Raw genomic sequence first — 13,274 nt, 5'->3', positions numbered from 1 at the left:
TTTCCATGTCTGCACGCGCAGTCTAGCGCCAAAAGACAGGGTAATGAAAGCCCCGGTGGCGGATTTCCGCGTGTTTCCCGGGTGAAGGAGAGCGATATGAGTAAGGCAGAACGTCTGGTCGAGGTCTGGCGTGGCGACATTCTGGAAAGCCAGCACCGTGGGCACGCTGTTGTCGTGGATAAAACCGGTCAGATTGTACATGCTTGGGGCGACCCTGATCAGGTGATCTTGCCACGCTCATCGGCCAAGATGTTGCAGGCCTTGCCGCTGGTGGAAAGCGGGGCGGCGGATGCGGCTGGGTTGACGACCGAGCAGCTTGCGTTGGCCTGTGCCAGCCATCAGGGCGCGGCCATTCACACCGACCGTGTGTCGCGTTGGTTGGCGGATATGGGGCTGGGCAATGACGACTTGCGGTGTGGCCCGCAATGGCCCGACGACAGGCCTGCCAAGATCGGGTTAATCAAGACCGATGACAGCCCGTGCCGTATTCACAACAACTGTTCGGGCAAGCACGCGGGGTTCCTGACACTCAGCCGCCATATGGGTGTGAGCGATCCGGAGTATGTCGAGCTCGACCACCCCATTCAGGTGGCAATCAAGCAAGCGTTTGAGGAAGTCACGGATGAAGTTAGCCCCGGTTTCGGCATCGACGGGTGTTCGGCCCCGAACCATGCTAGCACGCTCTTGGGCATGGGGCGCGCGATGGCTGGGTTTGCGTCTGCGAACGAGGATGGGGATATGCGACAGAAGGCGTCGGCCCGTCTGCGCGAGGCGATGATGTTGCATCCCGAGCTTGTGGCCGGTGAAACCCGCGCCTGCACCGAGCTTATGCGCACGGCCCCCGGCAAGGTGGCTTTGAAAACCGGAGCCGAGGCATTCTTTGTTGCCATCATCCCAGAGCTTGAGATGGGTGTCGCGCTGAAGATCGAGGATGGTTCGACCCGCGCGTCTGAATGCGCCGTGGCAGCGATCTTGGTGAAGCTGGGTGTGCTGGATCCGGCGCATCCTGATGTGAAGAAGCGTCTGAACCCGGATGTTTTGAATCTTATGGGTCTGAACACGGGCTTCATCCGCCCGAGTGAGGCGGTGCTGGCGTTGTAAGGGGCTTTACCCCCGCGTGAAGCCCGTGCGGGCTTCACGCTCCCCCAGGATATTTGGAACAAGAAAAAGCTAGAGCAAGTCGGTGATCAGCTTCAGCGCCATGGCGGATGAGGCGATCACCAGAAGCGGTTTGATAAGCTTGGCGCCAATCCGCGAGGCCAGCGACGACCCGACATAGGCCCCCGCCATCTGCGCCACGCCCATTGCCAGTCCGATCATCCAAAGCGGGGACAGCACCAGCAGGAATCCGGCCAGCCCGCCCACGTTCGATGCGAAGTTCAGAAGCTTTGTGTGGGCGGTCGCTTTCAGGATGCCGTGGCCTGCCATCGCAACGAAGGCGAGCATATAGAAGGCGCCAGCCCCCGGTCCTAAGAGGCCGTCATAGAACGCGACCGCTGGCACAAAGGTCAGCGCGAACAGAACAGGTGTCAGCCGTTGATGACGGTCCACGTCGTCCAAGCCGGGTTTCAGCGCGAAGAAGAGCGCGATTGCCACCAGCAATATAGGTAGCACCATGCGGATTAGCTCGGTCGGCAGGGCGTTGACGGACAGCGCGCCCAGAAGGGCGGCGACAAAGGCGATGGCAGCGGATTTCAACTGCCTGCGTAGATTCACGTGGCCTTTGCGGGCATAGGTCACCGCCGCCATGCCCGCGCCGAACAGCCCCTGCACCTTGTTGGTAGCTAGCGCCGTCACTGGCGGCACACCGGCGATCAAAAGGGCGGGGAGCGTGATCAGGCCGCCTCCGCCTGCGATGCTGTCGATGAATCCGGCTACAAACCCGGCGGCGAGAAGGAACAGCAGGATTTCCGCTGAGAACTCAGCCATCTACGAAATCTGTCTGCGCGTAGCCTTGGATATACAGCAGCGCCGTCAGGTCGCCGTGGTTGATGCGAATATCGCACTCTGCCGCGACGGACGGCTTGGCGTGCAGCGCAACGCCTGCACCCGCCAGACCCAGCATGCCAAGGTCGTTCGCGCCGTCACCCACGGCCATCACATCGTCATGGGACAGGCCAAGGCGGGCAGAGATTTCCTTCAATGCCTGCACTTTCGCCTCGCGCCCCAGAATGGGCAGGCCGACGGTGCCGGTCAGCGCGCCGTCCGCGACGTTCAGCGTGTTGGCGCGGTTTTCGTCAAAGCCCAGCGTGGCGGCGACATGGGCGGTGAAGGCGGTGAAGCCGCCGGACACCAGCGCCGCATAGGCCCCGTTGGCTTTCATCGTGGACAGCAGCGGCGTGCCGCCCGGCATCAAGGTGATGCGATTGGCCAGAACGTCGCCGATGACGCTTTCCGGCAGACCTTTCAAAAGCCCCACACGCTCGGTCAACGCGCCTTCAAAGTCCAGCTCTCCATTCATCGCGCGCGCGGTGATGTCTTTCACACGCTCGCCGACGCCCGCTTCGTCCGCCAGCTCGTCGATGCATTCCTGCTGGATCATGGTCGAGTCCATATCCGCCAGCAGCATCTTCTTTTTCCGCCCCTCGGCAGGCAGAACGATCAGGTCGACGCCCATTTGCTGCAGATCGTCCCAGACCTCCCATTGGTTGCCGGGCAGCGCGTCCAGCGAGAACTCGGCGGCCTCGTCCGGCGCCAGCCAGACCGCATCCCCGCCGCCCCACGCGTTGCGCAGGTTTTCGACCAAAGCGGGCTCGAGGTTGCGGGCAGAGGGCGATGCGATCAGCGTGGCGAAATACATGGGGTGGGCCTTTGTTGGGCAAATTGAAGCTGTCCGTTTCATGCGGCAGATCACGCCTGTTTCACAAGGCCGAATCCTAAGATTTGCCGCGCCAACTGCGTGAATTCCCCGTTTCCAACCGCGTCGCAAGTTTCCGATAGTGGTCATTTTGCGCCCGTTTTCGACCTATCACATGTCAATTCCGACGCTTTTTTGCTTGTGCAGCATCAAAACGCCCCTTACTTCGGTCAGTGGGACACCCTTCCCCAACGAAGGGCACATATCTGCGAGGGTATCATGACTGATATTGCACAACCGGCAACGCGGCCGGCCAATCCGCGTTTTTCCTCTGGCCCCTGCGCCAAACCCCCCACATGGAATCTTGATGCCTTGGCCGACGCCGCCTTGGGTCGCTCGCACCGTGCCGCCATCGGCAAGGACAAGCTGAAAGCGGCCATTGAAGGCACGCGCGAGGTGCTGGGCATCCCCGCTGACTATAAGATCGGCATCGTTCCTGCGTCCGACACTGGCGCGGTTGAAATGGCACTATGGTCGCTTCTAGGCGCCCGCGGGATCGAGATGCTGGCTTGGGAATCCTTCGGTTCGGGCTGGGTCACCGATGTTGTGAAACAGCTGAAGCTGGACGCCGTCGCCAAGACCGCCGATTACGGCCATCTGCCTGATCTGGCATCGGTCGATTTCGCAAATGATGTTGTCTTTACGTGGAACGGCACCACCTCGGGCGTGCGTGTTCCGAACGGTGACTGGATTGCCGACGACCGCGAAGGTCTGACCATTTGTGACGCGACCTCGGCCGCGTTTGCGATGGACCTGCCGTGGGACAAGCTGGATGTGACCACGTTCTCTTGGCAGAAAGTGCTGGGCGGTGAAGCGGCTCACGGCATTCTGATCCTGAGCCCGCGCGCTGTTGAGCGTCTGGAAAGCTATACCCCCGCATGGCCGCTGCCGAAAATCTTCCGCCTGACCAAAGGCGGCAAGCTGATCGACGGCATCTTCACCGGCGCAACCATCAACACGCCGTCGATGCTGGCGGTCGAGGACTATCTGTTCGCGCTGGACTGGGCGCGTTCGGTTGGCGGGCTGGAAGGGCTGATCCACCGCGCGGATGCCAACACCAAGGCTGTCGCCGATTTCGTTGAGATGCGCGATTGGGTCGACTTCCTTGCCGAAGACGCAACCACGCTGTCGAACACTTCGGTCTGTCTGAAGTTCACCGACGACCGCATCAAAGACGGCGCGAGTTTCGCCAAGGCTGTAGCCAAGCGTCTGGAAGCTGAAGGCGTGGCACTGGATGTTGGCGCCTATCGCGACGCCCCCGCCGGTCTGCGCATCTGGTGTGGCGGCACGGTCGAGACGTCGGACGTCGAGGCGCTGATGCCGTGGCTGGATTGGGCGTTCAACGCCGAAATCGCAGCACAGTAAGACATTTGCCCTGCGCGCTGATGCGCGGGGCCTCCCCATCATCTTTGAAGAAGGACCAACACCATGGCCCCCAAAGTACTCGTATCCGACAAGCTTTCGGAAACCGCCGTTCAGATTTTCCGCGATCGCGGCATCGAAGTTGATTTCGAACCCAACCTTGGCAAAGACAAGGACGCTCTGGCTGCCAAGATCGGCGACTATGACGGTCTGGCAATCCGCTCGGCCACCAAAGTGACCGAGAAAATCCTTGAAGCCGCGACCAACCTGAAGGTTGTTGCCCGCGCCGGCATCGGCACCGACAACGTCGACAAGGTTGCTGCCTCGAAAGCCGGTGTGATCGTGATGAATACGCCGTTTGGCAACATGATCACCACCGCCGAGCACGCCATCGCGATGATGTTCGCCGTGGCGCGTCAGATCCCGGAAGCCTCTGCCTCGACCCACGCTGGGAAGTGGGAAAAGTCGAAATTCATGGGTGTTGAACTGACCAACAAGACGCTGGGCGTCATTGGTGCAGGTAACATCGGTGGCATCGTCTGCGACCGTGCGCTGGGTCTGAAGATGAAAGTGGTCGCCTATGACCCCTTCCTATCGGAAGAGAAAGCCGCCAGCATGGGCGTTGAAAAGGTCGAGCTGGACGAGCTTCTGGCCCGCGCTGACTTCATCACCCTGCACGTGCCGCTGATCGACGCGACGCGCAACATCCTGAGCCGCGAGAACCTGCTGAAAACCAAAGCCGGTGTGCGCATCATCAACTGTGCCCGTGGTGGTCTGGTGGACGAAGAAGCCTTGGCTGACTTGCTGAAGTCTGGTCACGTAGCCGGTGCTGCCTTCGACGTCTTCGCCCAAGAACCCGCAACCGAGAACCCGCTCTTTAACCTGCCCAACGTCGTCTGCACCCCGCACCTTGGCGCGGCAACGACCGAAGCGCAGGAAAACGTGGCGCTTCAGGTGGCTGAACAGATGTCGGATTATCTGCTGACCGGTGCCGTTCAAAACGCGCTGAACATGCCGTCGGTGACCGCTGAAGAAGCCAAGGTCATGGGACCGTGGATCAAACTGGCCGAGCATCTGGGTGCTTTCGTGGGTCAGATGACCGACGAGCCGGTGAAGGCTGTGAACATCCTTTATGATGGTGTCGCGTCCGAAATGAACTTGAAGGCGCTGGACTGCGCTGTGATCGCTGGCCTGATGAAGCCGCAAACGCCTGACGTGAACATGGTGTCGGCCCCGGTTGTAGCGGCTGATCGCGGCATCAAGACCTCGACCACCACGCAAGCCAAGGGCGGCACATTTGATGGTTACATCAAGGTGACGGTCGTGACCGAAAACCGCGAGCGTTCGATCGCTGGTACCGTCTTCTCGGACGGCAAGCCGCGCTTCATCCAGATCAAAGGCATCAACATCGACGCCGAGATCGGAAACCACATGCTGTACACCACCAACGACGACGTGCCGGGCATCATCGGCACACTGGGTAAAACCATGGGCGAGAACGGCGTGAACATCGCGAACTTTACCTTGGGCCGCAAGGAAACCGGTGGCGATGCGATTGCTCTGCTTTATGTGGACAATGCGATTCCGGAGCCGGTTCTGAAAAAGCTCTGCGACACGGGCCTGTTCAACTCGGTCAGCCCGCTTGAGTTCGACGTTTAAGCGTCACGCATACACAGGAAAGCCCCGGTCATGTGCCGGGGCTTTTCTTTTTGCGTCATATGCCTAGGGTGGCCGCAAGAGAAGGAACACTGCCCATGCGCGCCTATGCGATCGGAGATATTCACGGCCATCTGGACAAGCTGGAAGCGGCCCACGCGCTGATCGCGGAAGACCGCGCGCGCTGTGGTGATACGGATGCGCCAGTGGTGCATATCGGAGACCTCGTTGACCGAGGTCCGAACAGTCCCGGCGTGATCCAGTTCCTGATCGACGGTCAGGCGCGTGGGGAGAATTGGGTGGTGCTGAAAGGCAATCACGACCGGATGATGGAGATGTTCCTTCGCAAACACCCGATGGTCGATACCCAGCTTCTGTATGACCACAACTGGCTGCATCCGCGGATCGGCGGGACCGAAACGCTCGCCAGCTATGGGGTGGACGTGCCAGATGGCATCCGCACCTATCAGCTGCACCCACAGGCGCGCGCTGCAGTGCCGGAAAGCCACCGCGACTATTTGGCGAACCTACTGGCACATTACCGGCTGGGGGATCTGTACTTTGCCCATGCCGGTATCCGCCCGGGCGTTCCCTTGGACCAACAGACTGAAGATGACTTGTGCTGGATCCGCAATGAGTTCCACCAGTCCGACGCCGATCACGGCCCGCTGATCGTGCACGGCCATACGCCGGTGGATGAGGTCACACATTACGGCAACCGACTGAACATCGACACCGGCGCCGGACACGGCAAAGCCATCTCGGCCGTGGTGATCGAAGGGCGGGAAGCGTGGTTGCTGACGGGTGACGGGCGGAAAGAGATCCTGACGCAGAAGCCATATTGATCCCCTGACGGTTCGTCTCAGCTGTCTGATTTTAGTGCAGGCAGCAGAATGAGCCGTGATCAGCGCGTTTCATCAGATTGTCAAAATCCCGACCGCGCATTTCGACAAGCGTCTTGTGATCGCCCGCTTCAAACCAAACTTTGTCCAGCCCTGTCAGGCTGTTATCGACAATGGTCGGCACCCCATAGGCTTGACCCACCGGGGGGGCAGCACCCATGTCACAATCGTCAAAGAACTCGGCAATTTCGGTTTCCGCGGCCAGCCCAAGACGGCGACCCATCATGGCTTGCAAGGTACTCAGATCGACTTGGTGATTGCTGGGAACCACCGCGAGCATCGGTCCTTCTTCCATGTGGATGAGCACAGATTTGGCCAGATGATCTCCGGGTATGTGCGCGGCTTCGGCGCATTCGCTGGCGGTCACCGCAAAGGGGTGCGGAACCGTGTCATACGGCAACCTCTTGGCCTTCAGGTGATTTTCCAAACGTGTAGCAATAGTCATGGTCTCCTCCAATTCTGAAGGCGTCCCGGCAATTGCGGAACCTGTCACCATTTACGCACCGGGGCGCAATGTCATGCATGTACTTATTCTGCGCCTGTTCAGCGATTCCGGCAAGGGGGTCGAAATTCCCGTTCCCGCCCAACAAAAAAGCCCCGGTGTTTCCACCGGGGCATTCTGTTTCGAAAGACTAAGATTTACTCTTCGTCTTTTTTCTTTTTCGGCTCAGGAGCGATCTCTTCGCCGGTTTCCTGATCAACGATTTTCATCGACAGGCGAACTTTACCGCGGTCGTCGAAGCCAAGCAGTTTGACTTTGACTTCCTGGCCTTCCTTCAGAACGTCCGAAGGATGGTTCAGGCGGCGGTTTTCGATCTGGCTGACGTGCACAAGGCCGTCGCGCTTGCCGAAGAAGTTCACGAAGGCGCCGAAGTCGACGATCTTCACAACTTTACCGGTGTAGATCGCGCCTTCTTCCGGCTCTGCAACGATCGCGTGGATCATTTCGTAAGCCTTGGCGATGGCGTCGCCGTTGGGCGATGCGATCTTGATGACGCCGTCGTCGTTGATGTCGACCTTGGCGCCCGACACTTCAACGATTTCGCGGATGACCTTACCGCCCGAGCCGATCACTTCACGGATCTTGTCGGTCGGGATGTTCATGGTCTCGATGCGCGGAGCGTGAGCCGAGAATTCCTGACGGCCTTCCGACAGAGCTTTGTTCATCTCTTCCAGAATGTGCAGGCGGCCTTCCTTGGCTTGTGCCAGGGCTTTCTCCATGATCTCGGGCGTGATGCCTGCGACCTTGATGTCCATCTGCAGCGAGGTGATGCCGTCTTCGGTACCAGCCACTTTGAAGTCCATGTCACCCAGGTGATCTTCGTCACCCAGAATGTCGGTCAGAACAGCGTACGAACCGTCATCTTCAAGGATCAGACCCATGGCCACACCAGCAACCGGGGCTTTCAGCGGAACAGCCGCGTCCATCATGGACAACGAGCCACCACAAACCGATGCCATCGAGGACGAGCCGTTCGACTCGGTGATCTCGGACACAACGCGGATGGTGTAGGGGAAGTCGGTTGCTGACGGCAGAACCGCCTGCAGCGCACGCCAAGCCAGCTTACCGTGACCGATTTCACGACGGCCAGTGAAGCCAAAGCGGCCCACTTCGCCGACCGAGTAGGGCGGGAAGTTGTAGTGCAGCATGAAGTTCGACTTGTAGGTGCCGGTCAGCGCGTCGATCATCTGTTCGTCGTCGCCGGTGCCCAGAGTGGTCACAACCAGACCTTGGGTCTCGCCACGCGTGAACAGGGCCGAACCGTGCGTACGGGGCAGGATGCCTGCCTCAGATACGATCGGACGAACGGTGTCCAGAGCACGACCGTCGATGCGCTTGCCGGTTTTCACGACGTCGCCGCGTACAACCGAGCTTTCCAGCTTCTTCAGGGCCGAACCAAGGTTCTCGTCTTCCTGCTGCTCTTCGGTCAGAGCGGCAATGATGTCTTCCTTGGCAGCGTTCACGGCAGCGACACGTTCTTGCTTGTCGGTGTTGCCGTAAGCAGCGCGGATTTTGTCTTCGCCAGCGGCTTTTACAGCAGCGTAGAGGTCCGAGTAATCAGCAGGCTGGAAGTCGAACGGCTCTTTTGCAGCTTCTTCGGCCAGATCAATGATCAGGTCGATAACCGGCTGGATTTCCTGATGCGCGAAGTTCACAGCGCCCAGCATTTCAGCTTCGGTCAGTTCGTAGGCTTCCGATTCCACCATCATCACGGCGTCTTTGGTGCCAGCTACAACAAGGTCCAGACGCTGGTCGGGGTTGTTGCGCAGCTGGTGCATGTCGTCGCAAGTCGGGTTCAGAACGTATTCGCCGTCTTCAAAACCAACGCGTGCAGCAGCGATCGGACCCATGAACGGAGCGCCCGAAATGGTCAGAGCAGCCGAAGCAGCGATCATCGCAACGATGTCGGGATCGTTGACAAGGTCGTGGCTCAAAACGGTACAGATCACCAGAACTTCGTTTTTGAAGCCGGGGACGAACAACGGGCGGATCGGACGGTCGATCAGGCGCGAGGTCAGCGTCTCTTTTTCGGTCGGACGCGCTTCGCGTTTGAAGAAGCCACCGGGGATCTTACCAGCGGCATAGTATTTCTCGTTATAGTGAACCGTCAGCGGGAAGAAGTCCTGACCGGGCTTCTGTGCCTTCGCAAAGGTCACGTTGGCCATTACGGAAGTTTCGCCCAGAGTGGCGATCACGGTACCGTCGGCCTGACGGGCAACCTTGCCCGTTTCCAGAGTGAGGGTTTCTTCGCCCCACTCCATCGATTTTTTAGTTACGTCAAACATCATGTTTTCCTAGTTGGAAGCACTCCCGGCCCTCCGGGTCTTCCGTTTTCGTGGTGGCCCCATTGCCACCGACCCCTCTACCTTTTTCATGCGCCGGGGTCGAAGCGTCACGTCTCAGATGCGTGCGCCTTACAGGAAAACAAGGGGTTTGGAAAGCAAAACCGTTAGCGCTGATGTGCCCTAGCTGTGGCGGCGGCGCGGGTGCTTGGTGATACCGAAAGCCTTGCGGGCGGTGACAAGGCGCAGATCCTCGGGGTCCATGCCCATCGACAGGATCGTTTCGCGGTCAAAGCGTTCGCGTGCGACCTGCGCGTCGTGCTTGGTGCCGAACAGTCGGTCGATCCAGTTCATGCCAAAGCTGACATGGAACGTGGCCTCGTGATCCTGAAAATGATGCGCCAGATGGGTGCGCGTCACGCGTTGCCCGAACCAACCTTTCGGTACGTTCACATGTGCAAGCGTGTGGCAGTATTCATAGAAGGTGAAGGCGCTGACAGATCCGACAAACAGGGCCACATAGGAAAACAGCGCCGCCGGCCCCAGCCCAAGAACGGGCCAAAGCACCAACGTGTGCGCCACGAAGGACAATGCCCCAAAGCGCAGTGGATACCAGTGATCGCCGCTGGTGAAGAATTCGGGATCGTTCGGAAACTCGTGATGGCCGATATGGCTGCGGTAAAGTTCGTTGAACACGCCCTGATCTGTGGGCGGCTCGCGATGCAGAAGGAAACGGTGCATGGCGTATTCGACAAAGAACTGCGCCAGCACGCCATAGGCGATGGCCAGCAGAAGCCACGGGGTGAACCAGACCCCCAGCACAATCAGGCCCGAAAGCCAGAATGGAAACAGCCGTTGCAAGCTGCCCATATTCATTAGGACGCGGATGGTTTCTTTCATCGGTTTCTCCTCACCTGTGCATAGGGTGAGCGATGACCGCCGGTCATTTCAAGCCAGACCACACGTAAAGCAAATGGGATAAGCGTCAGGGCGGCCCCACAAAAGAAAACGCCCGCCTTTTGCAAGACGGGCGCTTCTATCTAAACGGGGCAGGTCTTAGCGACGCAGACCCAGACGCTTGATCAGGTCCTGATAGCGCGCTTCGTCTTTGGCACGGGTGTAGTCCAGCAGCTTACGGCGCTGAGCAACCATTTTCAGAAGACCACGGCGACCGTGGTTGTCTTTCTTGTGCGTTTTGAAGTGCTCGGTCAGGGTCGCGATGCGCGACGACAGGATGGCAACCTGAACTTCGGGCGAACCGGTGTCGCCTTCTTTGGTGCCGAATTCCTTGATCAGGCGGTTCTTTTCTTCAGTAGTAATCGACATCGGGGTCTCCTTCATAGGTTAGAGTGGATGGCGCAGGCCGGGATGTCGTCCAGCAAGGCCCATGGAGATACCCGCCATTTTCAGACGGATGGGGGCGTATAGAAGGATTCTGCCTTAAACGCAAAGGAAATCGCCAAAGCCCTTACTGCTCGGTCGGCATGACTTGGATTTCGTCGATGATCTGGCTGGCCCAGTCGCCCAGCACCGGGATGAAGTCGATCGAGCCCAGCATATAGATCACCCAAGACACAAGGATCGTGGCCCCCAGCACGGACCCCAAGCCAAAGGCCAGTCCGCGATACAGTTGAAACATGCCCAGTTTGAACAGGCTGTCATGCAGGCGAATGAAGCGGTGGTTGTTCATACGCTCGACTTCGGCCCGCAGGGCGCGCACCTCGAGCGAGAGCTGTTCTTCGCGCTCGGCCAACGGATCTATCGCGTCACTGTCCTTTTCTTGCATCATCTGATCCTTGTTTTGCGCTGGGGCGCGGACGTTAACACTTTGTTAACTTTGGGTTTGAATAAACTTGTCCGCAAATACCCGCCAAAGAATGCGTGGTGTTTCATACATTCGCAAGCGGTGATCGCCATCATTGTAGCGAATGTTATGCGGGCAAGTAAAAACAGGCGGCGTATCGAATGCTATTTGGTTTATTGTTTCTAAGTCTCCTGCCGGTGGCAGTGTTGGCGGACAGCTTCACCGACGATGTGAGCAATGATCTTGAAGGAAACGGGGCTGGTTCCGGCGATGACGATGTGGGGGGTGGTGTTCTGATCCCCAATGATGGGTTGGGGGACGATGACAGTCCGGACAAAGATCAGACCCTGTTGGATCAGCTTCTTAGCACTGAAACCGATTGCCACTACGGGCGCGAAGATCTGGATAGCTTTGTGTCCGGCACAACCGAACATGTGCTGAGCGGCGGGGACGATGACGTGACCCTTGGCGCATCTGGTGCCGGTGCCGATTTGGGGGCGATCTCGACCTTCCGAGGGACCGCAGTTGTTACTGGAGATGGGTCAGTTGACGTATATGATGCGGGCGCGGGCGACGACACAATCCGGGCGGGTGATGACGCAGCCTATGTTTTTGGCAATGACGGGGACGACACGATCATTGCGGGCGCTGGCGCGCTTGCTGCCTATGGCGGGCAGGGCGACGACCATCTGGACGGATCGGACAGCATCGACAGTTATCTGTATGGTGGTACTGGCGACGACATTTTGACGGGTGGCGACGGGGACGACCAGCTTTTCGGTGGCAGGCATGAACATCAGCCGTCGGGCGATCTGGACTTTACCGATAACGACATTCTGGATGGCGGCGACGGAGATGACATCCTGAAAGGTGGGCTCGGAGCCGATTGGTTGCTGGGCGGCGATGGGGATGATGTGATTGATCACTTCGGCCACGCCATGGAGGAAAGCGGAGCCGAGCAGTATGACTATGCGTGGCATAACGATCACGCGTCGGATGTGCTGGACGGTGGGGACGGCAATGACACCATGATCTTCGGGGCGTCGGATATGGCGACCGGTGGGGACGGCAATGATATTTTCTGGCTGTACCCTGATGGTGAAGACGGCATGCCGGTGGCGCAGGTCATGGATTTCGAAACCGGCCGGGATTTCCTGCGTATCTCGTTGGACGAGGATGAGGGCCATTCCGACCTGACCTGCGAAGTCCACCCCTCGGACGATGGGCAGGATGGCGTGGTCACGGTTGGCGGTCAGGTGGTTGCCATCCTGAAGGGGACTCCGGATGCCACGGCGCGCGATGTCTATGTCGAAGTCCGTGAGAACATATTTGCCTGATATGCGGGTTTAGAACCAGCGTTCCGGTTGTTGGACATAGGCAATGTAAAGTGGATGTTTGGGATGCCCATCCTTGGTCAGGCCCAGGTGAAACGTCGGCTGACTGGCCTGTCGAAGAAGATGTTCAACTTCCGGCCCGCGTGACAGATGTGCGCCATGGGTACCCCACCCGCAGATAACCTGATCGGCCCAGGGGCAGCTCTCTAGAATGGCGGCGTCATTCGCCGGACCAACAGGATCCGCAGCGGCCCGCATTTTGCGCGGATCCGTGTCGCGCCATGCGAAAATATTGGTGACCCGAAACGCCCCGAAGCCAAGAGTGCGCGCGCGCCGTTCGCAGCGTTCGACCGTGGGATCGTTTTGCACTTCGGTCGCCGTTGATGGGTTCAACATGATGAACAGCGCCTTGCGTCCGGCGGGTTCCCACACACGTGTCAGCGTATAGCGGTACTTCTCGCAATCCGAATAAACGGCGGTGGAATGGGCGTCGCCCTTTTGAAACTCACGCGTGATCATGAACGCTTTCTGAGCCGAGACCTGCCCCTTGGCAACCCCTTGCGTTACGCTGGGAT

The 13,274-nt window shown here is 59.0% G+C and carries 13 protein-coding genes; 5 read left to right on the top strand and 8 right to left on the bottom strand.

All coding sequences use genetic code 11. From position 1 onward, the window contains the following. Nucleotides 1–96: 96 nt before the first annotated feature. Nucleotides 97–1,101: an asparaginase gene (locus G0Q00_RS11985; protein ID WP_163039611.1), complete on the top strand. Its 1,005-nt coding sequence runs from the start codon at nucleotides 97–99 to the stop codon at nucleotides 1,099–1,101. 69 nt (nucleotides 1,102–1,170) lie between these two features. Here the strand turns inward: G0Q00_RS11985 and G0Q00_RS11980 are convergent, their stop codons facing one another. Beyond that, on the bottom strand, nucleotides 1,171–1,929 hold the full coding sequence (locus G0Q00_RS11980; protein ID WP_163039609.1) for a TSUP family transporter: 759 nt from the start codon (nucleotides 1,927–1,929) through the stop codon (nucleotides 1,171–1,173). Beyond that, nucleotides 1,922–2,800, bottom strand: a complete 879-nt coding sequence (gene serB, locus G0Q00_RS11975) for a phosphoserine phosphatase SerB (RefSeq protein ID WP_163039607.1) — start codon at nucleotides 2,798–2,800, stop codon at nucleotides 1,922–1,924. The genes G0Q00_RS11980 and serB overlap by 8 nt, the downstream gene beginning before the upstream one ends. Nucleotides 2,801–3,076: 276 nt before the next feature. Here serB and G0Q00_RS11970 point away from each other — a divergent pair, with 276 nt between their 5' ends. The 3 genes from G0Q00_RS11970 (at nucleotide 3,077) to G0Q00_RS11960 (ending at nucleotide 6,720) form a co-directional block, all read left to right on the top strand. Then, a complete protein-coding gene (locus tag G0Q00_RS11970) occupies nucleotides 3,077–4,222 on the top strand; it encodes a phosphoserine transaminase (protein WP_163039605.1) in 1,146 nt (381 codons plus the stop codon). A 63-nt stretch (nucleotides 4,223–4,285) separates the two neighbouring features. Then, nucleotides 4,286–5,878, top strand: coding sequence for a phosphoglycerate dehydrogenase (gene serA, locus G0Q00_RS11965; RefSeq protein ID WP_163039603.1), 1,593 nt, complete (start codon nucleotides 4,286–4,288; stop codon nucleotides 5,876–5,878). Nucleotides 5,879–5,973: 95 nt separating this feature from the next. Further along, nucleotides 5,974–6,720, top strand: coding sequence for a metallophosphoesterase (locus G0Q00_RS11960; protein ID WP_163039601.1), 747 nt, complete (start codon nucleotides 5,974–5,976; stop codon nucleotides 6,718–6,720). Between the two features lie 31 nt (nucleotides 6,721–6,751). Here G0Q00_RS11960 and G0Q00_RS11955 read toward each other — a convergent pair whose 3' ends face one another. The 5 genes from G0Q00_RS11955 to G0Q00_RS11935 form a co-directional block, all read right to left on the bottom strand. Continuing rightward, on the bottom strand, nucleotides 6,752–7,222 hold the full coding sequence (locus G0Q00_RS11955; RefSeq protein ID WP_163039599.1) for an aminoacyl-tRNA deacylase: 471 nt from the start codon (nucleotides 7,220–7,222) through the stop codon (nucleotides 6,752–6,754). A 194-nt stretch (nucleotides 7,223–7,416) separates the two neighbouring features. Further along, nucleotides 7,417–9,564 (bottom strand): polyribonucleotide nucleotidyltransferase, encoded by a 2,148-nt coding sequence (gene pnp, locus G0Q00_RS11950; RefSeq protein WP_163039597.1) that lies wholly within the window; start codon nucleotides 9,562–9,564, stop codon nucleotides 7,417–7,419. 180 nt (nucleotides 9,565–9,744) lie between these two features. Next, the gene (locus G0Q00_RS11945; RefSeq protein ID WP_163039595.1) at nucleotides 9,745–10,461 is read right to left on the bottom strand and encodes a sterol desaturase family protein; all 717 of its coding nucleotides are present in this window, start codon (nucleotides 10,459–10,461) and stop codon (nucleotides 9,745–9,747) included. A gap of 156 nt (nucleotides 10,462–10,617) precedes the next feature. After that, the gene (rpsO, locus tag G0Q00_RS11940; RefSeq protein ID WP_163039593.1) at nucleotides 10,618–10,887 is read right to left on the bottom strand and encodes a 30S ribosomal protein S15; all 270 of its coding nucleotides are present in this window, start codon (nucleotides 10,885–10,887) and stop codon (nucleotides 10,618–10,620) included. Between the two features lie 142 nt (nucleotides 10,888–11,029). Further along, entirely contained in the window at nucleotides 11,030–11,347 is a 318-nt protein-coding gene (locus G0Q00_RS11935; RefSeq protein ID WP_239058427.1) for a DUF5665 domain-containing protein, read from the bottom strand. 194 nt (nucleotides 11,348–11,541) lie between these two features. Here G0Q00_RS11935 and G0Q00_RS15960 point away from each other — a divergent pair, with 194 nt between their 5' ends. After that, nucleotides 11,542–12,702 carry a calcium-binding protein gene (locus G0Q00_RS15960; protein WP_163039591.1) on the top strand — a complete coding sequence of 387 codons (1,161 nt, stop codon included), beginning with the start codon at nucleotides 11,542–11,544 and terminating at the stop codon, nucleotides 12,700–12,702. Nucleotides 12,703–12,711: 9 nt separating this feature from the next. Here the strand turns inward: G0Q00_RS15960 and G0Q00_RS11925 are convergent, their stop codons facing one another. Then, nucleotides 12,712–13,218 (bottom strand): DUF1643 domain-containing protein, encoded by a 507-nt coding sequence (locus tag G0Q00_RS11925; RefSeq protein ID WP_163039590.1) that lies wholly within the window; start codon nucleotides 13,216–13,218, stop codon nucleotides 12,712–12,714. Nucleotides 13,219–13,274 lie beyond the last annotated feature (56 nt).

This window comes from Aliiroseovarius sp. PrR006, assembly GCF_010500215.1.
GTDB lineage: Bacteria > Pseudomonadota > Alphaproteobacteria > Rhodobacterales > Rhodobacteraceae > Aliiroseovarius.
Note: the sequence above shows the minus strand (reverse complement) of the source record. Positions and strands in the feature narration are given on the sequence as shown.